The sequence below is a fragment of the Sulfuricaulis sp. genome (assembly GCF_041499725.1).
GTDB lineage: Bacteria > Pseudomonadota > Gammaproteobacteria > Acidiferrobacterales > Sulfurifustaceae > Sulfuricaulis.
Map to the genome: position 1 here is coordinate 1 of NZ_JBGQKW010000042.1, position 22992 is coordinate 22992.

At 55.9% G+C, this 22992-nt stretch carries 26 protein-coding genes and 1 pseudogene; 9 read left to right on the forward strand and 18 right to left on the reverse strand.

Going from position 1 to position 22992, the window contains the following annotated elements:
- From ACC569_RS08470 to ACC569_RS08485, 4 genes and pseudogenes are all read left to right on the forward strand, one after another.
- A pseudogene (locus ACC569_RS08470) lies at positions 1 to 417 on the forward strand (peptidase S11); the annotation flags it as partial.
- Between the two features lie 133 nt (positions 418 to 550).
- On the forward strand, positions 551 to 1216 hold the full coding sequence (locus tag ACC569_RS08475) for a nitroreductase (protein ID WP_372523080.1): 666 nt from the start codon (positions 551 to 553) through the stop codon (positions 1214 to 1216).
- Positions 1217 to 1249: 33 nt separating this feature from the next.
- Positions 1250 to 2503: a D-amino acid dehydrogenase gene (locus tag ACC569_RS08480; protein ID WP_372523081.1), complete on the forward strand. Its 1254-nt coding sequence runs from the start codon at positions 1250 to 1252 to the stop codon at positions 2501 to 2503.
- Positions 2504 to 2818: 315 nt separating this feature from the next.
- On the forward strand, positions 2819 to 3016 hold the full coding sequence (locus ACC569_RS08485; RefSeq protein WP_372523082.1) for a DUF1059 domain-containing protein: 198 nt from the start codon (positions 2819 to 2821) through the stop codon (positions 3014 to 3016).
- A 208-nt stretch (positions 3017 to 3224) separates the two neighbouring features.
- On the opposite strand, the gene dinB is transcribed toward ACC569_RS08485, so the two are convergent.
- The 12 genes from dinB to ACC569_RS08545 form a co-directional block, all read right to left on the reverse strand.
- Positions 3225 to 4391 carry a DNA polymerase IV gene (dinB, locus tag ACC569_RS08490; protein WP_372523083.1) on the reverse strand — a complete coding sequence of 389 codons (1167 nt, stop codon included), beginning with the start codon at positions 4389 to 4391 and terminating at the stop codon, positions 3225 to 3227.
- A 198-nt stretch (positions 4392 to 4589) separates the two neighbouring features.
- Positions 4590 to 6803 (reverse strand): YgiQ family radical SAM protein, encoded by a 2214-nt coding sequence (locus tag ACC569_RS08495; RefSeq protein ID WP_372523084.1) that lies wholly within the window; start codon positions 6801 to 6803, stop codon positions 4590 to 4592.
- A 149-nt stretch (positions 6804 to 6952) separates the two neighbouring features.
- Positions 6953 to 7606, reverse strand: a complete 654-nt coding sequence (locus ACC569_RS08500) for a hypothetical protein (protein WP_372523085.1) — start codon at positions 7604 to 7606, stop codon at positions 6953 to 6955.
- Between the two features lie 38 nt (positions 7607 to 7644).
- Positions 7645 to 8604, reverse strand: coding sequence for a caspase domain-containing protein (locus ACC569_RS08505; protein WP_372523086.1), 960 nt, complete (start codon positions 8602 to 8604; stop codon positions 7645 to 7647).
- Between the two features lie 6 nt (positions 8605 to 8610).
- Positions 8611 to 9003: a TIR domain-containing protein gene (locus ACC569_RS08510; protein WP_372523087.1), complete on the reverse strand. Its 393-nt coding sequence runs from the start codon at positions 9001 to 9003 to the stop codon at positions 8611 to 8613.
- 147 nt (positions 9004 to 9150) lie between these two features.
- On the reverse strand, positions 9151 to 10146 hold the full coding sequence (locus ACC569_RS08515; RefSeq protein ID WP_372523088.1) for a hypothetical protein: 996 nt from the start codon (positions 10144 to 10146) through the stop codon (positions 9151 to 9153).
- 119 nt (positions 10147 to 10265) lie between these two features.
- Positions 10266 to 11672 (reverse strand): ATP-binding protein, encoded by a 1407-nt coding sequence (locus ACC569_RS08520; RefSeq protein ID WP_372523089.1) that lies wholly within the window; start codon positions 11670 to 11672, stop codon positions 10266 to 10268.
- Between the two features lie 109 nt (positions 11673 to 11781).
- Positions 11782 to 12516 carry a sterol desaturase family protein gene (locus ACC569_RS08525; protein ID WP_372523090.1) on the reverse strand — a complete coding sequence of 245 codons (735 nt, stop codon included), beginning with the start codon at positions 12514 to 12516 and terminating at the stop codon, positions 11782 to 11784.
- Between the two features lie 125 nt (positions 12517 to 12641).
- A complete protein-coding gene (locus ACC569_RS08530; protein WP_372523091.1) occupies positions 12642 to 12863 on the reverse strand; it encodes a hypothetical protein in 222 nt (73 codons plus the stop codon).
- 60 nt (positions 12864 to 12923) lie between these two features.
- The gene (locus ACC569_RS08535) at positions 12924 to 13247 is read right to left on the reverse strand and encodes a hypothetical protein (protein ID WP_372523092.1); all 324 of its coding nucleotides are present in this window, start codon (positions 13245 to 13247) and stop codon (positions 12924 to 12926) included.
- Positions 13234 to 13524 carry a BrnT family toxin gene (locus tag ACC569_RS08540; RefSeq protein ID WP_372523093.1) on the reverse strand — a complete coding sequence of 97 codons (291 nt, stop codon included), beginning with the start codon at positions 13522 to 13524 and terminating at the stop codon, positions 13234 to 13236. The genes ACC569_RS08535 and ACC569_RS08540 overlap by 14 nt, the downstream gene beginning before the upstream one ends.
- A gap of 59 nt (positions 13525 to 13583) precedes the next feature.
- Positions 13584 to 13793 carry an addiction module protein gene (locus ACC569_RS08545; protein WP_372523094.1) on the reverse strand — a complete coding sequence of 70 codons (210 nt, stop codon included), beginning with the start codon at positions 13791 to 13793 and terminating at the stop codon, positions 13584 to 13586.
- A gap of 263 nt (positions 13794 to 14056) precedes the next feature.
- Between ACC569_RS08545 and ACC569_RS08550 the strand changes: the two genes are divergently transcribed.
- Together ACC569_RS08550 and ACC569_RS08555 are read left to right on the forward strand one after the other, a co-directional pair.
- Positions 14057 to 14686, forward strand: coding sequence for a hypothetical protein (locus ACC569_RS08550; RefSeq protein ID WP_372523095.1), 630 nt, complete (start codon positions 14057 to 14059; stop codon positions 14684 to 14686).
- A gap of 391 nt (positions 14687 to 15077) precedes the next feature.
- The gene (locus ACC569_RS08555) at positions 15078 to 15686 is read left to right on the forward strand and encodes a BON domain-containing protein (protein WP_372523096.1); all 609 of its coding nucleotides are present in this window, start codon (positions 15078 to 15080) and stop codon (positions 15684 to 15686) included.
- Positions 15687 to 15895: 209 nt separating this feature from the next.
- Here ACC569_RS08555 and ACC569_RS08560 read toward each other — a convergent pair whose 3' ends face one another.
- Positions 15896 to 16171, reverse strand: coding sequence for a DUF2934 domain-containing protein (locus tag ACC569_RS08560; protein WP_372523097.1), 276 nt, complete (start codon positions 16169 to 16171; stop codon positions 15896 to 15898).
- 457 nt (positions 16172 to 16628) lie between these two features.
- Between ACC569_RS08560 and ACC569_RS08565 the strand changes: the two genes are divergently transcribed.
- From ACC569_RS08565 to ACC569_RS08575, 3 genes are all read left to right on the forward strand, one after another.
- Positions 16629 to 17222 carry a CBS domain-containing protein gene (locus ACC569_RS08565; protein WP_372523099.1) on the forward strand — a complete coding sequence of 198 codons (594 nt, stop codon included), beginning with the start codon at positions 16629 to 16631 and terminating at the stop codon, positions 17220 to 17222.
- A gap of 94 nt (positions 17223 to 17316) precedes the next feature.
- Positions 17317 to 18108: a cytochrome P460 family protein gene (locus ACC569_RS08570; RefSeq protein ID WP_372523100.1), complete on the forward strand. Its 792-nt coding sequence runs from the start codon at positions 17317 to 17319 to the stop codon at positions 18106 to 18108.
- Positions 18109 to 18434: 326 nt separating this feature from the next.
- Positions 18435 to 19049, forward strand: a complete 615-nt coding sequence (locus ACC569_RS08575; protein WP_372523101.1) for a phosphatase PAP2 family protein — start codon at positions 18435 to 18437, stop codon at positions 19047 to 19049.
- 153 nt (positions 19050 to 19202) lie between these two features.
- Here the strand turns inward: ACC569_RS08575 and ACC569_RS08580 are convergent, their stop codons facing one another.
- The 5 genes from ACC569_RS08580 to ACC569_RS08600 form a co-directional block, all read right to left on the reverse strand.
- The gene (locus ACC569_RS08580) at positions 19203 to 19748 is read right to left on the reverse strand and encodes a DUF3455 domain-containing protein (protein WP_372523102.1); all 546 of its coding nucleotides are present in this window, start codon (positions 19746 to 19748) and stop codon (positions 19203 to 19205) included.
- A gap of 16 nt (positions 19749 to 19764) precedes the next feature.
- Positions 19765 to 20202: a hypothetical protein gene (locus tag ACC569_RS08585; protein WP_372523103.1), complete on the reverse strand. Its 438-nt coding sequence runs from the start codon at positions 20200 to 20202 to the stop codon at positions 19765 to 19767.
- 127 nt (positions 20203 to 20329) lie between these two features.
- The gene (locus ACC569_RS08590; protein WP_372523104.1) at positions 20330 to 21058 is read right to left on the reverse strand and encodes an anti-sigma factor domain-containing protein; all 729 of its coding nucleotides are present in this window, start codon (positions 21056 to 21058) and stop codon (positions 20330 to 20332) included.
- Positions 21055 to 21621, reverse strand: coding sequence for a sigma-70 family RNA polymerase sigma factor (locus ACC569_RS08595; RefSeq protein WP_372523105.1), 567 nt, complete (start codon positions 21619 to 21621; stop codon positions 21055 to 21057). Before ACC569_RS08595 ends, ACC569_RS08590 begins: the two co-directional genes overlap by 4 nt.
- Before the next feature lie 349 nt (positions 21622 to 21970).
- A partial coding sequence (locus ACC569_RS08600) for a peroxidase family protein (protein ID WP_372523106.1) occupies positions 21971 to 22992 on the reverse strand: 1022 nt, incomplete at its 5' end.

Here is a 22992-nt window from a genome sequence, read left to right on the forward strand (position 1 = left end):
CAGACGCGTTACGCCGATTCGTCCGGCCTCGGCACCGGCAACGTCTCCACCGCGCGCGACCTCACGCGCCTGGTCGCTGAAACGCGCAAACACGCGTTGCTGCATATCCTGACGACCACCGCGTCATTCCGCATCACCGACCAGGCCTCGGGCCGCGAGGTCGCCTATCACAACACCAACCGGCTGCTGCGTAAGGACACGTGGGACATCGCGCTCAGCAAAACCGGTTACACCGCGGCGGCCGGCAACTGCCTGCTGATGCAGACCACGATTGCCAATCGCCCGCTCACGATCGTGCTGCTCGACTCCTGGGGCAAGTACAGCCGCTACGGCGACGCCAACCGGATTCACCAGTGGCTGCAAAAAGCCGAGCGCCGCGTTCCGCATATCATCACCGCCCGCGCCACGCCGGGCTGATTTTCTCCGCTTCACCCAGCCGATTCTCGGCCCCGACAGGTTCGGGGCCGTTTTATTTTGCCTGACGCCATTCTTCTGACAGTGACTCCGGGGTACATTACCGTATCCAGGATTGTCACTCGGGAGAATGCCGATGGAAGTTCTTGAAGCCATACACTGCCGCGCGTCCACGCGCGCCTACCTCGACAAACCGGTGGACCGCGCCACGATTGAATCCATCCTGGAAACCGCGCGCTGGTCGCCGTCCGGCACCAACGCCCAGCCATGGCAGGTCGCGGTGGTGACGGGTGAAACCAAACGGCGCGTGAGCGAGACCTTGCTGGCGGAACGGACGGCGGGACATCCCGAGCAGCCGGATTATCAGTATTATCCCAAGCAGTGGAACGAACCGTACAAGTCGCGGCGTCTGGCCTGCGGTCTGGCGCTGTATTCCGCACTCGGTATCAACCGCAGCGATCCCCAGGCGCGCTTGAAATCATGGAACAATAATTATCATTTCTTCGGCGCTCCCGTGGGACTGTTTTTCTTTCTCGACCGTTCGCTCGAGAAAGGCTCCTGGGTCGACATGGGCATGTTCATCGAGAACGTCATGCTCGCGGCGCTTTCATTCGGCCTCGCCACCTGCCCGCAGGCCTCGCTCGCCGAGTATCCCGATATCGTGCGCCGGCTGCTCAACGTGCCCGATTCGCGCGCCCTCCTTTGCGGCATGGCCATCGGCTACCCGGATACCGCCGCGCCGGTGAACAATTACCGGACCGCGCGCGAACCGGTGGCGAACTTCACCGCCTGGCATGAGTAACAACGGCTCATTTTTCATCCATACCAGATCCTCATGAAAATTCTGGTTCTCGGCAGCGGGGTGATCGGCGTCGCCAGCGCCTGGTATCTCAGCCGGGCCGGTCACGACGTCACGGTCGTGGACCGGCAACCGGAGCCGGGTATGGAAACGAGCCATGCCAATGGCGGACAGATCTCGTGGGGCGCCAGCACTCCCTGGGCCACGCCCGGCATCCCGTTCAAGGCGCTGAAATGGATGTTCCGCCCGCATTCGCCGCTGGTGCTGCGCCCGCGTCTCGATCCGGCGATGTGGTCGTGGCTTTTCAAGATGCTCGGAAACTGCACACGCGCGCGCTATGCCGTCAACCGCGAGCGCATGCTGCGGCTCTCGCGTTACAGCCATGAATGTCTGGTCGCGTTGCGGGGCGAAACCGGAATTCATTACGACGAACATGCCTCCGGCGTGCTCGAGCTGTTCCGCACCGAGCAGGAATTGGACGAAGCGGCCGATCAGTCCACGATGCTGGAAAGTTGGGGCGTTCCCTACCAATTGCTCAACCCGACCATGTGCGTGGCGCATGAACCGGCATTGCGCGCCGTGCAGAATAAAATCGCGGGCGGCATGCTGCTGCCCGGCGATGAATCGGGTGATTGCCTGCAATTCACCCGCGAACTTGCGCGCCGCGCCGAAACCCATGGTGTGCGGTTTGCGCTCTCCACAAGCGTCGATCAGCTTGTCACCGATAACAACCAAATCACACGCGTAATTACCGATAAGAGCGAGATGACAGCCGACGCGTATGTGCTCGCCTGCGGGAGTTATTCGCCGCTGCTGCTGCGTCCGCTCGGCATCAGGCTCCCGGTCTATCCGGTCAAGGGTTACTCGGCGACGATTGATATCGATAACGACGCCGCGGCGCCCGCGGGCACGCTCACGGACGTGAGCTATAAGGTGGTCGTCACGCGCCTGGGCGACAAGCTGCGCGGCGCGGGCACGGCGGAGTTGACGGGCTATGATCTGTCGCTGCGGCCGTCGCGCTGCAATACCATCAAATATGTCTTGAACGATCTGTTTCCGGGCGCCGGCGACCTTTCCCGGGCGGAGTACTGGTGCGGCCTGCGGCCGATGACACCGGACAATCCGCCGGTGATCGGAGCGACTCCTTATAAGAATCTGTTCCTCAACACCGGCCATGGCACGCTCGGCTGGACCATGGCCTGCGGCTCCGGAAAGGTGATCGCCGATCTGGTCTCGGAACGTAAGCCCGACATAGATATGGAAGGGCTCACCCTCGCGCGGTTTTCCTGAAGCACCGCGTCAGCGGCTAAGGTCAACATCGGCGTCAACCCTCTAATTTCAAGGTGTATTGTTGACAGGCTTCGCCGCCGGGGTATAGCGTGACATCAGGCCCGTCCAATAGCTTCCGGGCCGGCGCTAAGGAAGCTCTAAATAAATTTTCCCGTTCGCCCTGAGCTTGTCGAAGGGTGAACGGGAATTGCCGTATATAGAAGTCGCATTGTCCGTTCGTGGTTCGACAGGCTCACCACTAACGGACTTTATCATAGCTTCCTAACCGTCTTTTCCCTCATAGGGTTCGATTAGCATCCGATAAAGGAGGAGCCAATGTCCCGGAAATATATCGATTGTCGTGAATACCCCAGCCAGACGAACTGCACCGTCTCGATCTTTGCCGACAGCGACGAGGAGTTGCTGGAGGTTGCAGTGCAACATGCCGTGTCGGTTCACGGACACGAGGACACCAAGGATCTACGTGAACAGTTGTATAAAGCCTTCCGAGAGGAAAGGCGGCGCGCGGCCTGAACGGGTTAATAAAACTAAAGAAGCTCTGATTTAAGTCTCCCGTTCGCCCTGAGCCCGGTTCGACTGGCTCACCGCAGGCTTCGACTCGCCGTTCGGTCTGAGCCTGCCGAAGGGGGTAAACGGGAAATGCCATAAATAAATTGGAGGCAATTCATTCGTTCGTGGCTCGACGGGCTCACCACGAACGGACTTAATCAGGTTTCCCTAATTACTCGGTGGCATGCACCAGCTCGGCGGCGCGGGAGAGCGCTGCCGAGCCGAAGCGTTTTTGTATCCAGTCGCTGACGGTGTCGAGCCGGACGTTCTTGACATTCTCCGGTTCGCAGAACAGATCCGCCTGACGCGACTCGGCGTTGTCGAAACCGCTGACGCTGAAACCCAGCAGGCGCACGCCGAGCGGCGGGAACGGAAGATTCTTCGTCAACATGGCGGCCCCGGCATTCCACAATTCCTGCGTGACGTCCGTGGACTTCGGGAACGTGTGCGAGCGGGTGATGGTGCGGAAATTGGTGAAACGAATCTTGAGATGCACGGTGCGCCCACGGAGCTGGTTGGTCCGCAGGCGCGCGGCCACCTGACGCGTCAGGTCGAGGAGCCAGCCGCGCAGCGCCTCGACGTCGGTGATGTCTTCGGCGAACGTCGTCTCGTGCGACAGGGATTTCGCCTTGTGGTCCGGTACCACCGGGCGGTCGTCCATGCCATGCGCCAGTTCCCATAGCTGCTCGCCCCAACTGCCGAACAGATCGTCCAGCAGAGTTCGCGGCTGCGCGCGCAATTCACCGATGGTGCGAATTCCGAGCTCCTCCAGTTGACGGTTGCCGACCTTGCCCACGCCCCACAATTTCGTGACCGGCAGCGGGTCGAGGAAAGACTGGACGTTGGCGGGATCGACCACGAGGAAACCGTCGGGCTTGCCCACGTCGCTCGCGACCTTGGCCAGGAACTTGTTGTGCGCCACGCCCACGGAAGCGGTAAGTGTCAGTTCAGCACGGATTTCGCGTTTGATGCGCCAGCCGATGCGCGCCGCTTCCCCGAACAACTGCTGGCTGTGGGTCACGTCGAGGAAGGCCTCGTCGAGCGACAACGGCTCCACCAACGGCGTGTAACGGTGAAAAATGTCACGGATATGCTGCGAGATCTGCGCGTAATAAGCGTGACGCGGCGGGATAACGATCAGATGCGGGCAGAGGCGCTTGGCCTGCGCGGTCGGCATGGCGCTGTGGATGCCGAAGTAGCGCGCCGCGTAGTTGGCCGCGGCCACGACCCCGCGCTTGTGTGCATTGCCGCCGACGACCATCGGCTTGCCGCGGAGGCCCGGGCGATCCCGTTCTTCGACGGAGGCGTAAAACGCATCCATGTCGATGTGCAGGATCATTTAGTGTCGGTCAAGCTGCGGGAATAACTGGTCATGCTGGAAGCGCATCTTATCACGATCACGATGCGAAATGTACGGATTGAAATTAGAAAGTTCTAAAAGCTATCTCAAAAATGACACCCTCTCCCCTACCCCTCTCCCCTGAGGGGAGAGGGGAACGTCATTATGAAATTCATTTTCGAGATGGCTTCTATTTACTCAGCGCCGCTTGCCGCTACCGGTGGGGCTGCCGGGATGCAGCGTCTTGTGCGGTCGCTGTCCGGCACGCGACGACTTGGATTTCTTCGGCGTGAAGCGCGGCAATCCAGTGTGTTGCGTGGCAAAGCGTTTGCCACCGCGATGTCCTTCGTGAACCAGGCCGGTTCCGGCCGGCTGGTACGTCGGAATCAGCTGATGTTTCCCGGAGCCGATAAGGTCCATACGGTGCATACGCCGCAGCGCGGCGCGCAGCATCGGCCAGTTGTTGGCGTCGTGATAGCGCAGGAACGCCTTGTGCAGCCGGCGCTGCTTGAGGCCCTTGGGGATGTACACCGGATCGCTCGCGCGGGTCACTTTGCGCAGCGGATTCTTGCCGGAATGGTACATGGCGGTGGCGGTCGCCATCGGGCTCGGCAGGAACGCCTGCACCTGGTCGGCGCGGAAGCCGTTCTGTTTCAGCCACAGCGCCAGCTCGAGCATGTCCTCGTCGGTCGTGCCCGGATGCGCCGCGATAAAATAGGGAATCAGATACTGCTCCTTGCCCACCTCTTTCGAATACTTGTCGAACAGTTCCTTGAACTTGTAATACGCGCCCATGCCAGGCTTCATCATCTTGGACAGCGGACCCTCGCGTGAATGCTCGGGCGCGATCTTGAGATAGCCGCCGACGTGGTGTTGCACCAGTTCTTTGACATACGCGGGCGACTGAATAGCGAGGTCGTAGCGCACGCCGCTGCCGATCAGCACTTTCTTGATGCCCGGCAACTCGCGCGCGCGGCGGTAGAGCCTGACCAGGGGCGAATGATCGGTATTGAGATTCTGGCAGATATCGGGGTACACGCACGAGGGCAAGCGGCAGGCCGATTCGATCTCGCGCGATTTGCAGGCGATGCGATACATGTTCGCCGTCGGCCCACCGAGGTCGGAAATCACGCCGGTGAAGCCGGGCACGGTGTCGCGGATGGTTTCGATCTCGCGGATCACCGAATCCTCCGAGCGGTTCTGGATGATGCGCCCTTCGTGCTCGGTAATGGAGCAGAAGGTGCAGCCACCGAAGCAGCCGCGCTGGATCGCAATGGAAAACCGGATCATCTCGTAGGCCGGTATCTTGTCCTCACCGTACGCCGGATGCGGCAGGCGCTGATACGGCAGTTCGTAGACGTCGTCCATTTCCTTCGTGGTCAGCGGCAGCGGCGGCGGGTTGAGCCACACGTCGCGGTCGCCATGGCGCTGCACCAGTGCCCGCGCGTTGCCGGGATTGGTTTCGAGATGCATCACGCGCGAGGCGTGCGCGTAGAGAATGGAATCTTTCGATACCGCTTCGAAGTCCGGCAGGCGAATAACGGTTTTCTCGCGGTCCAGTTTCGGTGGGCGTTTGTGCAACTGAACCACATTAAAAGGAGATCCCCTCTCCCCTCCGGGGAGAGGGCCAGGGAGAGGGGGCGTACGCATCTCTTCCTCGGATGCATAAGGATTCACCGGCGGATTCAACGCGCCGGGTGTATCCAGATGCGTGGAATCGATTTCGCTCCAGCCCTCCGGCAGCGCCGGACGCACGAACGCAGTACCGCGAACGTCGGTGATATTGACTATCGGCTCCTTGGCGGCGAGACGATGCGCGATCTCGACCACCTGGCGCTCAGCGTTGCCGTAGACCAGCAGATCAGCCTTGGCGTCCAGCAGAATCGAACGGCGCACCTTGTCGGACCAGTAATCGTAATGCGCGATGCGCCGCAGCGAGGCCTCGATGCCGCCGATGATAATAGGTACATCGCCATAAGCCTCGCGTGCCCGCTGCGCGTATACGATCACCGAGCGGTCCGGGCGCCGGCCCGCCGCGCCGCCGGGGGTGTAGGCGTCGTCCGAGCGGATGCGCCGGTCGGCGGTGTAGCGGTTGACCATGGAATCCATGTTGCCGGCGCTGATGCCGAAGAACAGATTCGGCCGGCCCAGGGCCTTGAACGGTTCGGCGCTCTTCCAATCGGGCTGGGCGATGATGCCGACGCGGAACCCCTGCGCCTCGAGCACGCGTCCGATGATGGCCATGCCGAAGCTCGGCAGGTCCACGTAGGCATCGCCGGTAACTAATATGATGTCGCAGGAATCCCAGCCGAGTTCGTCCATCTCCGCGCGCGACATGGGCAGGAACGGCGCCGTGCCAAAACGCTTGGCCCAGTACTGACGGTAGGAGAAGATATCACGTGCGGTTTGCATGGGAACTGAAGTGGCGCCGGAACGCCGTATCAAAGCAGGAGGCGCAGTCTACCCGTGAAACGGGTCGAATTCCACCAAGTGGATTTGGCTAAAACAATATATTAGTGAAAACTGTGATCTGACCCCAGTTGTTGTGCATTTGTTAGAAGTCATTCTACGTACTGACACTGTGGACACTCCCACTTGCCGCCAGCTAATTCAGAAAAAGGATCAGGAATTGGCCGCATATAAATTGTTTTTTGAGAAGTTGAGCAATTTGGACATCGGGGTTTATCTGGTGCTGCAGCGATCTGTTTAGTCGCACCGAGAAAATTAGGAACACCCTCAATACACGCTCTTTTCCAGTTATTGATTGCTCCATTTATAGCAACTTGCATTGACCAGTTAGGGCTTGTCAGGTCGACGCTGTGTAAAAAAGCATTAAGTACACCCCGATCAAATATACCTCTTGATACGGTGTTGTGGTGTATTACTAGGAGCGGCAAACCCGCTGAATATGCCAAACCTGCTTCGAGGTGATTCCATTCAGTACCAAGATGCAAGGGCCGTGACAGCTTGGCACCCTTTAAAGTGCCAGATTGCACTACCAGCTGTGGGTAACCTAAGATAATTGCGCCTTTACAAGATGACATTATCTCAATGACTTCATCTAAAGGTGATCTATTTGGGTAATCACTAACCCCAAGTGTTCTTGGAGTGAGGCCTAAATTGTCGAGTTGCGTAAGGAAGGTAGATAATCCCTCCTCGAACATTTGCGCAACCCATGTTGGTCGACTAACAAAAACTTCCAACTTGATATCCATATAGCTCTAACATGAAGTAAACAACCTGTTGGAAAATTTTATATTCGGCCATCCTTGGCAAGCCGCCAGTAGTACCTACCAGCAGCCGTCAGACGGCAAGCCTTAGATTGGACAGCCGCGTCATACATGTGTTTGGCCTTTACAGGAACCACAAGATGAACGCGACTTAAATTCTGTAACTTGAAAAAAATCTTAGTTTTGGATTCCTCCTTATCGGGGTGCGTTTCTTCATACTCGGGTGATAATGGGAAGTCCTCGGCTGGTAAAGGAAACAGAGCAGGAAGTTCTCGAAGGATCGCGATGCTAATTGGAGCCGCACACCTTCGAATCGCGATTACTTTTGAAACATGAGATTTAAAGAGTGGGCGTTGATCCCACGCCCCAAGTGCAGCCTCTACTTTCGCATAGATCGCAGGGATTGTGACGTTTCCGAGGAGATCAGCTGCGCCCCCCTCAAGAGCATCCACTACTAAGGAGGTAAACAATCCACCACCCCCCACCTCCACGGACAGTTGATCGCCCCTACTGGCAGTAATTATAGATACCCCTTCTCGAAGCATCGTAGCATTGTTGTTGATAACTGGCACGTTACCCATGTGCCCGGAATGACAACAGTCCAGCAGCACCACTACTTCATCGGCTTTGGAATCATTTGCCATTTTGAGAACATCATTCATTGACAAACCTTCGTCGTAGGTAGTCGCGTCTTGTGTGACTAAGTAACCCCCAAGATTATTCTCTGTTCCATGGCCAGAGAAATGAAGAAGAGCGACCTCAGCTTTGTCCTTGAACAACTGTTCCACCGCTTGTTTTAGTTTGACTCGTGTCACAACATCTGTTCCTCCGCCGTTTGGTGCGACAATCCTCTTACATTCAAAATTGGGCGTTCCATCTTGATGTTTGGCCAGAAGAGTAGCTAACCGCTCTGCGTCGCTCACACAACCACGAAGCGCACCAAAAGGATAGAGGTCAATACCAACGCACAGTGCACGGCGCATCACTGATTACCTCGCGCCACCAATGAGCGCCTTCAGATTATCCCAAGTCCATTTGTATATCTTGTCTGTTTCCAGAGCTGAGGTTGGCTTTTTGCAAGTCTTATCTCCATAGGCGGCGAGCAAGAAATACGGCTTACCCTTTTCACGGGCAATCCTTAACTCCTCGGCCACACCCGTCGCAAGATGTGTCCATTCCCCACACAGAACGATAACGATGTCGATATTTGACATCCGACGACGGACCTTGTCTTTCCAATCACCTGGTAGATGTTCTTTGACTGATGCATCAGTAAAATCAAATGGACTGTCAGGATGCTTGGCTTGACCAGCGAGCATTGTCTTTGCACCTTCGTCATGATCAATGTCAAAACTTATGAAAACTCTTTTTCTTGCTGTCATGTATTGACCTCTCTCTCGGAGATTTAGATTCGCTGCCTAACTAAAAATAGAATTCGTATTGGTTTTTTGTGGAAACCGGGGTCAGATCATAGTTTCCGCTAATATTAGCGAATATTGTGATCTGACCCTAATTGTTTGCTTTAGTCGTTACTTCTCGCGAGCAGCGTCAATTTGCATCTGAATGTGGGCATTTAATTGTGTTGCTGCTTCAACGAGCTTGCCCCTTATGTCTTCGGTTTGCCTCATAAAGTCACAATATTTCTTTAGTGCTTTATGATAGCTAGTTTCCTTCTTCAGAGATTCTAGCCGGGAACGCCATCCTGGAATTGGATCCGACTTAAGAGGCCAGTTGAAGTTTTTTGCTATCCACTCTACATAAGGGCCGACTTGTTTTTCTCTCCAGCCATGGGTTGCTGAAAACTCTTTGGCTTCGTCCGTAAATGCGAAGGACCACGCTTGGCAATCTATAATGACATTATCTCTTGACTCTTTCTTGGGAGAGTCATCGGCTAGAAACCGGATCGCTTCATCAATAGAGTCAATGGTATCAGCCATATCTGTAGACAAGTCATTAATAAGATCTTCATCCATTGACCCAGATATCTCCCCGAGTCTCACATATGCCCTATTAAAGATTTTCCTATGATCTACGGTCTTCTGTGGATCGCCAATATATTTTCTAGCGCGATGTGAAATCCTGTCAGAACTTCCCCAAGACCACCATTTTGGATCGTATGACTTAAGCAGTTCACATGCATTTTGGAAATAGAAAATTGCTAATGAGTGAAGGATACCCTCGTGTCTCTGCCCTTTGTGATATGCAGTATTTCGAAATGAATGCAGGTAAAGAATTGATTCACAGATCGAATCCGTAATTAGCCTAGAACTAGCAGCGAACTTAACTTTGTTATCGAAATTCTGACCTAGCGCCTTCTGGATTTGCTTTGGATCATGCTTTGGCTCACCGAGTCGCCCCCACGAATCATTCTCACTCGCTTGGTCTTGTGCAAATCTATGCAAGGTCAACTCGACCACATTATCAATCAACATAAGAGCAAATCGATCAAAGTTACGGTCTGTAACAGCAAGCTGATCTAAGGCAAGATCAAGTTGGTCAATGTTATCAGCGAGAAACTGGATCATTGGTGTTCTTGAATTAAAAGGGCCAAGCACAATTTTTCTAAGAAGCAACTAAAAAGGGGCGGAGTTAGGGGGCGGACCACGGCTAATTGTCGAATGGGTCAGATAACGTGGTCTGATCATTACTGCTCAACGTAGTCTTCCCCCGCATCTGTTAGTTGCCAAGCAGATTTTGGACCGGATAGTCCTGGCACTCGTTCTATCAATCCTTCGTCGCGCAACTTATAAAATTCAATTTTAACGAGGTTTTCTGATTTAATACCGGTAAGCTCTCTAGCCTGTCTATTTGTTATTAAGTCGTGGTTTCTCAAGAATTCTAAAATGGCGTCGGTTGGCGACGCCAATGGTGAATGCGGAAGCACCACCTTTAAATAATTATTTTCTTCAAGTATTTCTGGCTTCTTTAAGCCCCAATCTTTCATTTTTTGGAAAGCGGTGTTAAGCCCCTCGCCTAGATCTTTGTTCGGGGCGTCATCATACCTGTTAAGTGTCCGAACGATTTTAGGGTTACGGGAATATCTAGCGTCTAGGATGTTGTCCACCGTTACATATCCCGGGAGACGGCCGGGGCTGAGTATTTCTATACGATTATCGAAGATAAATACTTGTATATCATCCGAGATTGAGTAGTCCCTGTGAATAATGGCATTTACGACAATCTCCCAAACTGCTTCAGGTGGATAATCAAGATCCCTCAGTCCCTCAGTTGTCCAAACTTTTACAGAGGACATTATTGATTTTATGGCCTTCACTGTTTCCTGAATCAAAACATAGGACGGCCCTTCGATTGTTCGTTGCTCTGCCAGATGGTCTCTTTCCGGATCATCTTCCTTTGTTTCGTACCTAGTTATCTTTACTGCACATTTTCTTGGGATAACGGCGCTTGGCGCTTGGTGGAACAGTAAGACCGATGCTACACGAGGTTCCCATGTTCTACTATCTAGCAAGTTTTGATTAATAACGAAATCTAATGGATCTGTTTTGGGAGAATACTCTGATAAGAACGATTTTAGTTCCTTCGCCTCGACAACCTGTTCTGGCGGAACATCCTTTAGAATTTGGTCTTCATACGAAGTGGAGCCTTTGGCGAAAGATAATTGAGCAATCTGCTGTGGGTCTTTTATTGGCAATGACTGGGCGCCATAACGCTGGTAAACGGTTTCGTCGGCAGTTTTATGTACCTCAGAACCTTTTTCCACGTTCACTCTAAGCACATACCCAGGCTTGTTCTGGTGCTTAAGAAATTCGTATCGAAGATCTAGATTCGGCTGAACTTCAAACAGGGCCTGGAGATGTGAATTAAGTGCTTCAATATTTTCCAGCCCCTGCCAACGATCCTCGACCTGTGGAATATCGCCTTCGTCAGCGACTCCGATCAAGAACTCGCCCCCGTCAGCATTGGCAAACGCGACAGCAATTTTTTGAATCGCCTTACCTGAGACGGCAGCAGCCTTTTTATCGAAAAAGTGCGACTCCTCGCGCGACATAAGGACAATGGCTTCTTCCGCTGTTATTTCCCTAGTGTTCATTCTGCATGAATCGGCCTTATGGTGTTAACTATAAAGAATGGAGTCTTTTATTACACCATAATCAATGTGACCAGGCTCGAATATTTCATTTCTTCTCAATGATCGCTGGTCAAGCAGGATCTTCGTAGTAAACATCTTTAAACACCAGCATATCCCCGAGCTTTTCTTCAGCTCCTTTTGGGAAGCCACAACGATCGGCAAACTCCGTCGTGTCTTTATAGGTGCCGAACAGACGATCCCACAGGGGGATATCCGCGAAATTGTATTGGTGCACGTCGTACTGGTGATGGATGGAATGAAGCTCGGGGGTCTGAATAAAGAATCGAAGCCATTTGGGCGTCCTGACGTTGGCATGGTAGAAGTACTCGCCCGTGGCGCCGAAAAAGTTGTACCAGAAAGCCCCCATCATGGAACACCCCAGCAACGGATACAGCACCAGCGCGCTGAGAATGGCATCGCTCAATATCTCAACGGGGTGCTTGTAGAACGACGTCAGTATTTCAATACGCGATGGCGAGTGATGGACTTGGTGAAAAACCAGCCAGAATCCTTTCGCATGCCTCAGCCGATGCCACCAGTAGAAGAAGAACGTGCCGATGAACCAGCCCACGAAGCCTTCCGCCAGCGGCATATCCCAGGCGGACAACTTGAACAGCGATACGCCGCCGAAGATATGAATCCAGAGCCTCGCGGTCGCCAGGATAATCAGCAGTTGCGCCAGATTCACCCATAGCGCCCGGCCATACCACCCTTTCGAGTTCGGCAGTTCACGACCGGGGAACACCCTTTCCAGGATAAGGAAGAGGATCGTGGCAACGATTACCATTATGCTGGGAAGCGTCATAGAACCGTTTACGTTGGGCAAACCGGGGGCATGTCACAGTTCCTGCACACGAACCTTCAAGAGGTCAATGCACTTGAAACCGAAAGGTAACTTTACCTTTCAACTACTCTGACCTTTTTATCCCCTTACTTCGAGACGGCTACTGGCTGGAGTGCAAACACGCGCGCGAGCTTTGCCGCGGCCGCGATATCACCGCGCCTCAGCGCATTGCTGACATCGTCAAGTTTGTAAGCGTCCTCTACCGACAAGTACGATGACCATTCCGTCTCATCTTCGATAAGCTCGACATCCACCTCCGCAACGTACTTGCCTTCGTGCACATATTTGATTCTATGGCGCTTGCTCATCTTTGCCTCTTCGCTTGGAAAAGCTCCTGTCCCATCGGTCGGGATCGGTTGCCATTCGCACTAGGCGGCGCGACGCTTTCTACCACGTCCGTTTGAACGCGCCGTTAGACGCGACGGCTTCTCGGCGAACCGCCCCGTCACAAACTTATGTAGCACGCTGGCAATAAGCGTTTGGTAAGGCACGCCTTCCTCGGCGGCCCGGGTCTGAAGCTCCGAAAGATCCTGCGTGGACAATCGGACATTCACGCGCCTGTTCTTCGTCAGGGTGGCGCGCGCATACTCACGATAGCGGCGAAGCGACGCCTCGGAAGTCACCGTTGACTTGAGTTTGCCGGTCTCGAACGCCGACAAAACCTGCTTTTCGTACCGATCAAGAGTTTTCATCTTTCACCTTCATTCCGTAATCCCGTGTCGCCTTGCGGCTGGGGATAATGGTCTTAAGAAAAACGTAATCGGGTTCTTCAATATGTGGCACGAGATAGACATAGGAAGCAATGGCCACTACATATACCCCCTGGTTTGGATACCGCTCGGGGTTTGGATGTTCCACAACGTCCAGTAACCCACCAGATTCAATAGCCAGAACTACGTCCTCGAAAGATACCCCGCGACCGACTTTAAGCTGCTCGTTTTTTTGAGGGTTCCAGCGGAAAGTCTTCACGTCTAAAGTTTATAGCAGGCGGTGCCTTTTGTCATCAGGGACCGAATCAATTGGGGAGGTCATAATTTCTGGCGAATGTCAGCCACGGCATCGGCCGTCAAGCGGCCCTGGTTCTTGTCGATCTCGTAGGCGTCAAGACGTCGGTCAAGCTCGGCCCTCTGTTTTGCGGTGAGCCGGAGTGCCTGTTGATCAGTGGCGATACTGTCCCACAAGTCCTCCACGAGTTTGATTCGCTCTTCTACCGGAAGTTGTTGTAGTTTTGTATTCACCACCAAGCCTCGCTGATATCTTTTAATTAGTTTAGCCCCGTCGACACGAAATGCACATAGCTTTGCTTCAGCTGCGGTTTTAACGCACAGGTAACAAGACCTTTAGATGTTCATATCCGATCTACGATTCGCGCGCGAATCTGTGCCTGCGATAGAAGGTCAAGTTTGCAGTGGGTACACCTCACTCCGTCCCCTTTTACTGTTTTTCTGCTTCATTCATAGAATATACTTGAGTGTTTATTTAATTTACGTGTTTGTCGAATATGCCTAAAGACCACCTATTACCGGCCATTTTGGTTCTGCTGCTGTTCACGGCATCCAGCACTTACGCCGATGATTCGCTTGAATTCAAAGGGTTAAAGATTGGTTCAACAGCGGAAGAGCTGAGGACAAAGTACCCAGAACTTATTTGTAGCGATCCGAAGCAGGAGGCAACGAGGCCACCTAATGAAACGTTAAAAAAGTTCTGGGAGCGCAAACAGACGGAAGGAGATCTATTTTGCGAGACAATCATTGACGGTCGCGCTCCACCCACTGCGCTTTCTGAGGTCGCTGGCCATCGCATTAAGGCCATCGATTTCCACTTCATCGCCAACCGGCTGATGTATGCATATGCGTCACTCGACTCAATGGCCTTCGACGACTTGATTGCTGCCCTTACGATAAAATATGGCCTGCCAACACGGAAAGACACTGAAGAGGTCCACACTAGAGCGGGTGCCAAGTTCACAGATACGATTTTTTATTGGAAACGTGCTGGCGCGACCATCCGAGTGTCGAAGTATGCCGTAGGCATGGACACGGCTTCCTATAGCCTAAGCGCCGATAATTACTGGCCTGAAGTCGCGAGGCGCCGCGCTGCACGGGCGAAAGCTACTGGCAAGAGTCCATAGCCGTGCCTTCCACGTAAAAATAAAAAATCCGGGTCAGAGAACAATTGTTTCCAATATTAGCGGTAATTGTTCTCTGACCCCTATTATCTCGCGGAAAATGGCGCTCAACGGGAGCGTCGCTATGTGTTATACCGCACCGACAAGGTCCGGCGCTTGCGAGCAAGCTGTCGAACTTCATCGGCCCTGCATGTGCAATAACGAACGACAGAACGAGTTCTTCTACAGCATGCCCGGGCTGCTTCACTGATATACAGCTGTATCAGTCTTTCTATTTAACCGTTATTCACCAGAGGTCACCATGAAAACGATTCCCTCCATTGCAACACCATTTGGCATTGACGATTCACATTTCGTAAAGCAAGTCGTGCAGACGACAAATCGGAGAAGCAGCATGAATATAACCGCGTTTGGTAAAGCCTCATTCCGCAACGCACTGATCGTCGCCGGTCTGGTTGCCGGGCTTGGCATCGGCACGGCGTATGCCGCCTCCGATGATGACTCCATTCCGAAGGCGCATAGCGAGAACATGGGCGCCGCGATCAGCGACACCGCCATCACCACCAAGGTGAAGGCCAAGCTGATGGGTGATGACCGCCTCAAGAAATCCGACATCAGCGTAACCACCACCAATGGCGTGGTCACGCTCGAGGGTACGGCGAGCGACTCGAAGGCGAAGTCCACGGCTGGGAAGCTGACAAAGGCGGTCGAGGGCGTCAAGAGCATTGACAACAACCTGAAAGTGCCCGGGAGCAGCAACACCGTCAGGAAGTCAAAGCGGGCCGTGTCCGATAGCTGGATCACCACCAAGGTGAAATCCGAGATTCTCGCTGACAGCGTCAGTAAGGGCTTCGATGTGAGCGTGGAGACGACTCACGGTGTGGTGGTTCTGAAGGGCGCCCTGGCAAACCAGGATGCCATCGATCACGTGAAAGACGTCGCTGGAAAAGTGGATGGCGTGAAGAGCGTGGACACGTCCGCCCTCACCGTCGAAGGCAAGTAACCGGTCTAAATAACCGTCACCGCAACGAGGAACCAGTAATAATATAAGCGACAGACCACGTTTTATGATTCAGCCGACAATTAACCGTGGTCTGTCCCCGATTATTCTTCACCCTTCGACAAGCTCAGGGCGAACGGGAAACTTAATCAGAGCTTCGTTAGCGAAGGAACCGTGACGGATATCCGTGCACGAATCATCTGCGGTACACGTTATCTTTTGATAATTAACCGGTCGACTTCAGCCTCGGCTCGCAGCCAGTCTTCCTGCGCGTGCCCGGAAGCAAAGCCGCGCCGCTCCGCGCGGAGATAAGCCCTGATCGCGATCATCTGGTGCCGCTCCTGCGAAGTAACTTGCGGTTTGCTCGATAGCGTCCGTGGGCTGTTATTTTCATTTCTGGCTGGTGCCGGCGGCGGTACAGGTGCTGTTTTCTGCCTGGCTTGTTGAGAGGTTGTTTTGTGTGGTGGGGTCTTGTCAAAGTCGGCCATGCGTTTCTCCTTACGATATCCTTGGAAATAAAGCGTGCGATAAGTTCGCGCGACTCAACGGGAAACAATGTCTGTACCTACGCTTCAACCTGTTCCCGCGGAGTAAGTTGCACCACATTACGTATAAAGTCCATCGGTGGTGAAATCGGCGGTAAAATCAGGGTCAGAGTGAGGCAAGGGTCAGTATATAAAAGGGGCCGGGCTCGATTAACGTCGCTTCGATTCACTCCACCACAGGCAGAAGAAACTGAGCCTGACCCCGATATTCGATGGCTCATTAACTGGTGAGCCGCGCCATCCTGTGCCGTTGGCGCGTGAGCGGCGTCGTATATTAGCGAATGCCTAAATTCAGTTTCGATATACGTACGCATTCTCTACGGGAATACTTGGCTTGGCGGGCGCAAGGCGTAACATGGTCAGGCAAGAAAAATTACGAACCCGCTGAAGGAGGTTCTCTATGCCCTATTCATTCGAAACCATTGCGTGCGTTACGCTCGAGCCGCAGTCGACGTTGGAACACCCGACCACACCGCCGGAGATCGTGAAGCTCGACAGTCCCGCGGCGGTGGTGATGACCAACTTCAAGGTGGTGCACCCGATCACCACACGCCCCGAGGTCGCCATTGATGTGGCCCTGAATAAAATGAAAACCACCGGCATTCGGTTGCTGTTCGTGGTGAATGATGCCGGCCAAATCATCGGCCTCATCACCGCGAAGGACATCATGGGCGAGCGGCCGATCCAGATCGCCCAGCAAATGCAGGTGCCGCGCGCCGACATCACCGTAGCGGCGGTGATGACACCGCAACCGGATATCTGCGCGCTCGACGCGCAGGCCGTTCGCGACGCGCGAGTGGGTGACATCATCGAAACCCTGCGCAAGCAGCAACGCCAGCACGCGCTGGTGGTGAAGACCGACAAGGCCACGCAATCACAATGCGTGATCGGCATGTTCTCCACCAGCCAGATCGACAAGCTCCTGGGCTACAACGTGACACCCGAAGTGCACCCCGCCCGCTCGCTGGCCGCGCTGGTGGGGCAGATCGCCTAGTGAGTATTAAAGGGGCCAGACTTGCGTAACCCGGGGTCAGATTAAGCTAACCTTATTTTTCTGTTAGCGGAAACCGCTGCTTAAGGAGAAGCCCGTGAAAAAAGCGCTCGCATTGTCCGTCGTTCTCATCATCGCACCAATCGCGCAAGCCGCGGATGTCGAAGCCGGCAAAGCCAAGGTCGCCAGCGTGTGCGCGGCCTGCCACGGCGCCGCCGGGGTGAGCGTAAGCGATGCCATCCCCAATCTCGCGGCGCAGCGGGCGGGCTACATCGAGGCGCAACTGAAGGCGCTGAAGGAAGGCACGCGCAAGAACCCGCTCATGAATCCGATCGCGGCCCAGCTCAGCGCCGAGGACATGGCCAACGTCGCGGCCTACTTTGCCTCGCTGCCGGGCGCGGCGACGGGCGCCAAGTCTGCGTTTTTGCCGAACGTCGCGAAGACCAGCGTGACCTTCCCTGAAAGCTACAAGAACACATTCACCAAGTACCATACGATCAACTTCCCGGCGACCAAGCAGGTGCGCTACTTCTACGCCAACAAGGCCGCGGTGGCGGCGGCGAAAGCCGGTAAGCCGCTGCCGGACGGCTCGGTGCTATTCGCCGAGGTGTACGCGGCGAAACTCGACGCCGACGGCAAGCCGGTCATGGGCGGCGATGGCTTTTACGTGGCGGACAAACTGCTTCTCTACACATCGATGGCGAGCGGAGCGGGCTGGGGCAAGGACATTCCCGAGATGTTGCGCAACGGCGACTGGAACTACGCCGTCTTCACGACCGACAAGCAGCACAAGCCCGGCGTGAACCAGGCTGAGTGCCTCGCCTGCCACAAGCCGCTCGACAGCACGAGCTACACGTTCACGCTCAAGCAGCTCGCCGAAGCCAAGTAAGCCGGGCGACGCTCGGCACGCCTGAACGCCGACTTCTGTCGCGAGATCATGATTTCGGCAAGAAATGCGATCTCATGAACGCGACGTAATCCTGATCGTGCACTTCGTGCCTGGCCTTGATAAAACCCCGAGTGTCATTACCGACCAAGTAGCGCAGTCGGTCCGTTCCATCGAAGGAGTTGATGATAGCCCTCAAAAATGCGCAGGAATTTTGAGGGCTATGAAACGCTTTATTTCAACAGCTGTCTACAAGTTGCGAACAGCAAGAAATAATTGAGGTAGATCGGATCGAGATGAGAAATCGATATGCAACGGAAATCAAAAATATGGCGTTGAGACTATTTGCTTTGCTCTCACTGCTTTGTTCCACATTCGCGCTCGCGGGTGGCGGGCCATTAGGTATCGATCATCGCGTTAACGAGGATGACAGCGGTATTTGGAAACGCCAGTATCAACGCGACCTGATTGAAGTGATGATCCTCGGCGAGGTCGCTGGCGCCGTCTGGGAAGGCGGCGAAACTCGTTTGGGGAAGACCTTCTGGCAATCCATCGATGCCTCGGTGATCGGAGGTGTATCGGCGGAAGCCATGAAAATCGCGTTCTCCCGGGAACGGCCCGCCGAGACCGACAACCCGAATAAATTCTTTCAGGGAAATGGACATCGCAGCTTCCCCAGCGGTGAAGTCACGGCCATAAGCGCCATAGTGACTCCCTTCGTGCTGGAATATCGCCAAGATACTCCCTCGGTGTATGCGCTCGAACTGCTGCCAACTTATGACATGGTTGCCCGGGTCAAAGTGCGGGGCCACTGGCAGAGCGACGTGCTGGCCGGATTTGCCGTGGGTACCGCTTCAGGCGTATATGCCTATTCCCGACCTCAGCCATTGATCCTGACTGCCTTGCCGCAAGGTTTCATGGTAGGTCTGCAAAAGAGATTCTGATTCCGCTGTAGATAATTTCCGAGTCAGCTTTGGGTCGAATTCCAACCAGTCGCTTTCCAGCCGTGCACTGGCTGGCAGATGCCCGTTAGGAAAATCGGGGTCAGAGAACAATTGTTCCAATATTACCGGTAATTGTTCTCTGACCCACTTTTGCTACTTCCTGGTGAAGAAGTAATAGTCTGCTGTGTAATGGATGCGCGCAGTTGTTCCGGCCGCGGCTTGAGAGCAACCGGCCTTAGGCGCCACGCCGCCCACCGTACTTACGCGCTGTACGCTCGTGACCTTGCTGAACGAGCCCTCCGAGCCGACCGACTTCGCGGTAAGCAGCAACCAAGGGATGGCATCGGCCGCTGGCGCTTCGGCGCGCTCCTTCAACGCACCCAAGAGCTTGCTACCATCCGTCGATTCCCAATGTGGGCCGGCATAGTGTCGGCCGATCCTGTTTCCGCCCGCGTCGAAAAGATCGGCTTCGGGAGCCACGAACGCCCATTCGTAATTCCCTGTTTGATCCTTGCTGGCACGACATTCGTAAATCTGCGCGCCCTTGGCGTGAGCGATCAGCGCCAGAGATTCGTTCGCGCCGGGTTTGAGCTTATCCGGCACCTGGGCCGTTGACCTGGATGCTAGCGCGCTCGCGCAGCCGGCGGCGAAGAGCGCCAGCAGGAAGATCGTGACATTCGATGTTTTAGACTTAGACATGGCATCCTCCGTTGGCTCAGTAACTGCTGCCGAAGAAACGGTACCCGTCGGCAGCCTGCGAATCCGGCGCGGGCTTCGCCTCCGAGCGCTTGCTAGCGCCGCGGATGACATGCCACACGCCGCCTTTGCCGTCACCTTTCACCTCGCCGGCCTGGACGTCGGCAGCGAAGAAGTACAAGGGCTTTCCGTTCAACGCCCATTGCTTGGTGCCGTCGTCGCGCGTGATCACGTTGAAGTTCGCGGGGGTGCGATCGCCTTCCTTCACCAGGTACGGAGACCAGGTCACGGCACAGCCGTCGTTACAGTTGCTCTTGTTGCTCGCATCCTTGTCGAATGTATAGAGGGTGCGGCCGGAAGCGTCGGCGAGAATTCCATTCGTCTCGGCAACCGACTGGGCGATGGCGATATTGGCCGTGAAGGCCGTCGCAAGGGTGGCAAGTATCAGCTTGTTCATGATGTCGTCTCCTGTATCTGGGTTGGGGCAGCGCGTCATTGCGCTACCTATGCCGATATACGGAGCGACTCGCCGGATCGGAGACAGCCGGTGCAGATTTATTTCCTCGCGCGTGGGCGAGCAAGAACTACCAGAGTTTGACGCAGTTACCGGTGAGCAAGTACGGCGCGGGCGCTGTCCCTGCGCGTGCCGGGGCATCCTCGACCGAAACTGCGAGGCGCGGCACGCTGGATAGCAATTTTTCCGAGGACTCCGCCATCCGGAAGGAGCTTTGGCCCTCGGCCGGCACCACGCCGAGCGGGAAGGCGGCCCCTTCTTTGGGCAGCGCCCAGAGCTGCAACACCTTGCCGGGGGGCACATCGACCTTGCGCAAAATCTTGATCGACATGATCCTGCCGTAGCGGGTCGAGCTGGCGAGCACCACCGGATTGTTGGCGGCATCCGTGAGCAAGCCGACATAACTCGCCGGTAGCGTTCCGCGCTGTTGCACGATCTCGTCAACGGGCACCACGGCAGTTGGGTAAAGCCTTACCAGTCCGAGCGTTGCGACCACCCCGAAGGCCACGCCGAGGGCGGGCTTGAGCCACGCGAGCCACGCGGATGCCGGTGCGACCGGTCGTGACGCCTGGCCGCCGGTCCTGCGATCGATCGCTTCCCACGCGGCGGCGGAAGGTTGTTCCGGCGGCACCGACCGTGCCAGCGGCGTCAATCGCTGCTCCCAAACCTGAACCGCTTGCCGTGCCGCCGGCAGCGTGCGCTGAACCGCCTGGAACCGGCGCCGTACCCGCACACTCATCGTGCCGAACACGTACTCGGCAGCGAGTCGATCGAGAAGTTCCGGACGATCGTAATTCATGCCAGCGACTCCAGGCAGCGCTTCAGTTTGTCCAGCCCGCGCCGCAACCAGACCTTGACGCTCCCGATGGGCGAGTCGATATGGCCGGCGACCTCGGAATGGCTGAGCCCATGGTAATAGACAAGCGCCAGACACTGGCGCTGCGGTCCGTCGATCGCGTCCAGGCAGTCGCGGATGGCGAGGGCATCCGCCGCTTGCTCCAATAACCTCAGCGGATTCGGTCGCTCGTCTTCAATCTCGCGCGCGGCTCCGCTCTCTCGGTCTTCCAGGGATTCCGCGCGGTGGCGGGCACCGCTGCGCAGTTCATCCAGCGCGCGATTGCGCACGATAGCCGTCAGCCAGGTCATCGGCTGGCTCAACGCGGCCTGATACCCGGCGGCCCGGTTCCATGCATTGACGAACGCATCCTGCAACACCTCTTCCGCGCGATCCCGTTGTCTTACTATACGAAGCGCCACGCCAAACAGAGACGGTGCCGTCGCATCGTACAGGCGCCGAAACGCCACCCGGTCGCCCAGCGCGACGCGGGCGAGGAGTTGCTGCAGGTCGGCCGATACGGTCATAGCGGCGGGCATTTGTTCTCAGGCGTCGAATTTGTGGTTGCTGGTCCGAAATCATAAGACAAACACCGACCCCCCACCACGTTTCTGCCAGGAACCGGGATAATGCGCGCCAGCGGATGACTACGTCGCTGGGCTTGATCCCATAAGTTGTCGATTCTTTATGTCGCCTGACGGCCAGGAGGAGACATACACTATTCTCAAGACCGGACGTTCCCATCATGAAAAGCGGACGCTTAACGTAGAAGTAACCGGCGCTGCGCGTTTTTATCGCGCAGCGTCCGTGTTGACTGAACTGTTAGCTGACCGTTTCTGCCGCCCTGTGAAGCCCTCGAAGACGCTCATGCCACGATCAGGCGAGGTCGAAGCGGTCCAGATTCATCACCTTGGTCCACGCGGCCACGAAGTCCTGCACGAACTTCTCCTTCGCGTCGTCGCTTGCATAGACCTCGGCGAGGGCCTGCAGCTGCGAGTTCGAACCGAAGACGAGATCAACGCGCGTGCCGGTCCACTTGACCTTGCTCGTCTTGCGGTCGCGCCCTTCGAACACGTCCTCGGCGCCCGAGACCGGCTTCCATTCGGTGCCCATGTCGAGCAGGTTGACGAAGAAGTCGTTGGTCAACGCCTCGGGCTTGGAGGTGAAGACCCCGTGCTTCGCGCTACCGACGTTGGTCCCCAGCATGCGCATGCCGCCGACGAGGACCGTCATCTCGGGCGCCGTGAGCGTCAGGAGCTGCGCCCTGTCGACCAGCAGCTGCTCGGCGGAGACCTCGAACTTGCCCTTCAGGTAGTTGCGGAAGCCGTCGGCGATCGGCTCGAGCACGGCGAAGGACTCGGCGTCCGTCTGGTCCTGCCTCGCGTCCATGCGTCCGGGCTTGAAGGGCACCTTCACGGAGACGCCGGCCTTCTTCACGGCCTGCTCGACGCCCGCGCAGCCCGCGAGCACGATCAGGTCGGCGAGCGACACTTTCTTGCCGCCCTTCGCCTTCTTGTTGAAGTCGGCCTGGATGCCCTCGAGCGCCTTCAGCACCTTCGCCAGTTGCGCCGGCTGGTTCACGGCCCAGTCCTTCTGCGGAGCGAGCCGGATGCGCGCGCCATTGGCGCCGCCGCGCTTGTCGGAGCCGCGGAAGGTGGACGCCGACGCCCAGGCCGTCGACACGAGCTGCGACACTGACAGCTTCGAGGCGAGGATCTTCTTCTTGAGGTCGGCGATCTCCTTCTCGCCGATCAGCTTGTGGTTGACCGCGGGGATCGGGTCCTGCCAGATCAGCTCTTCCTTCGGCACTTCCGGCCCGAGGTAGCGGGCGCGCGGGCCCATGTCGCGGTGCGTCAGCTTGAACCAGGCGCGCGCGAAGGCATCGGCGAAGGCCTGCG

Coding starts and splice junctions, on each gene's coding strand:
- ACC569_RS08515 (WP_372523088.1), bottom strand. CDS start 10,146: ATGATCCAGTTTCTCGCTGATAACATTGACCAACTTGATCTTGCCTTA.
- ACC569_RS08585 (WP_372523103.1), bottom strand. CDS start 20,202: ATGAACAAGCTGATACTTGCCACCCTTGCGACGGCCTTCACGGCCAAT.
- ACC569_RS08505 (WP_372523086.1), bottom strand. CDS start 8,604: ATGCGCCGTGCACTGTGCGTTGGTATTGACCTCTATCCTTTTGGTGCG.
- ACC569_RS08495 (WP_372523084.1), bottom strand. CDS start 6,803: ATGCAAACCGCACGTGATATCTTCTCCTACCGTCAGTACTGGGCCAAG.
- ACC569_RS08555 (WP_372523096.1), top strand. CDS start 15,078: ATGAATATAACCGCGTTTGGTAAAGCCTCATTCCGCAACGCACTGATC.
- ACC569_RS08595 (WP_372523105.1), bottom strand. CDS start 21,621: ATGACCGTATCGGCCGACCTGCAGCAACTCCTCGCCCGCGTCGCGCTG.
- ACC569_RS08590 (WP_372523104.1), bottom strand. CDS start 21,058: ATGAATTACGATCGTCCGGAACTTCTCGATCGACTCGCTGCCGAGTAC.
- ACC569_RS08510 (WP_372523087.1), bottom strand. CDS start 9,003: ATGACAGCAAGAAAAAGAGTTTTCATAAGTTTTGACATTGATCATGAC.
- ACC569_RS08520 (WP_372523089.1), bottom strand. CDS start 11,672: ATGAACACTAGGGAAATAACAGCGGAAGAAGCCATTGTCCTTATGTCG.
- ACC569_RS08575 (WP_372523101.1), top strand. CDS start 18,435: ATGGCGTTGAGACTATTTGCTTTGCTCTCACTGCTTTGTTCCACATTC.
- ACC569_RS08565 (WP_372523099.1), top strand. CDS start 16,629: ATGCCCTATTCATTCGAAACCATTGCGTGCGTTACGCTCGAGCCGCAG.
- dinB (WP_372523083.1), bottom strand. CDS start 4,391: ATGATCCTGCACATCGACATGGATGCGTTTTACGCCTCCGTCGAAGAA.
- ACC569_RS08480 (WP_372523081.1), top strand. CDS start 1,250: ATGAAAATTCTGGTTCTCGGCAGCGGGGTGATCGGCGTCGCCAGCGCC.
- ACC569_RS08525 (WP_372523090.1), bottom strand. CDS start 12,516: ATGACGCTTCCCAGCATAATGGTAATCGTTGCCACGATCCTCTTCCTT.
- ACC569_RS08500 (WP_372523085.1), bottom strand. CDS start 7,606: ATGGATATCAAGTTGGAAGTTTTTGTTAGTCGACCAACATGGGTTGCG.
- ACC569_RS08475 (WP_372523080.1), top strand. CDS start 551: ATGGAAGTTCTTGAAGCCATACACTGCCGCGCGTCCACGCGCGCCTAC.
- ACC569_RS08530 (WP_372523091.1), bottom strand. CDS start 12,863: ATGAGCAAGCGCCATAGAATCAAATATGTGCACGAAGGCAAGTACGTT.
- ACC569_RS08550 (WP_372523095.1), top strand. CDS start 14,057: ATGCCTAAAGACCACCTATTACCGGCCATTTTGGTTCTGCTGCTGTTC.
- ACC569_RS08485 (WP_372523082.1), top strand. CDS start 2,819: ATGTCCCGGAAATATATCGATTGTCGTGAATACCCCAGCCAGACGAAC.
- ACC569_RS08560 (WP_372523097.1), bottom strand. CDS start 16,171: ATGGCCGACTTTGACAAGACCCCACCACACAAAACAACCTCTCAACAA.
- ACC569_RS08535 (WP_372523092.1), bottom strand. CDS start 13,247: ATGAAAACTCTTGATCGGTACGAAAAGCAGGTTTTGTCGGCGTTCGAG.
- ACC569_RS08580 (WP_372523102.1), bottom strand. CDS start 19,748: ATGTCTAAGTCTAAAACATCGAATGTCACGATCTTCCTGCTGGCGCTC.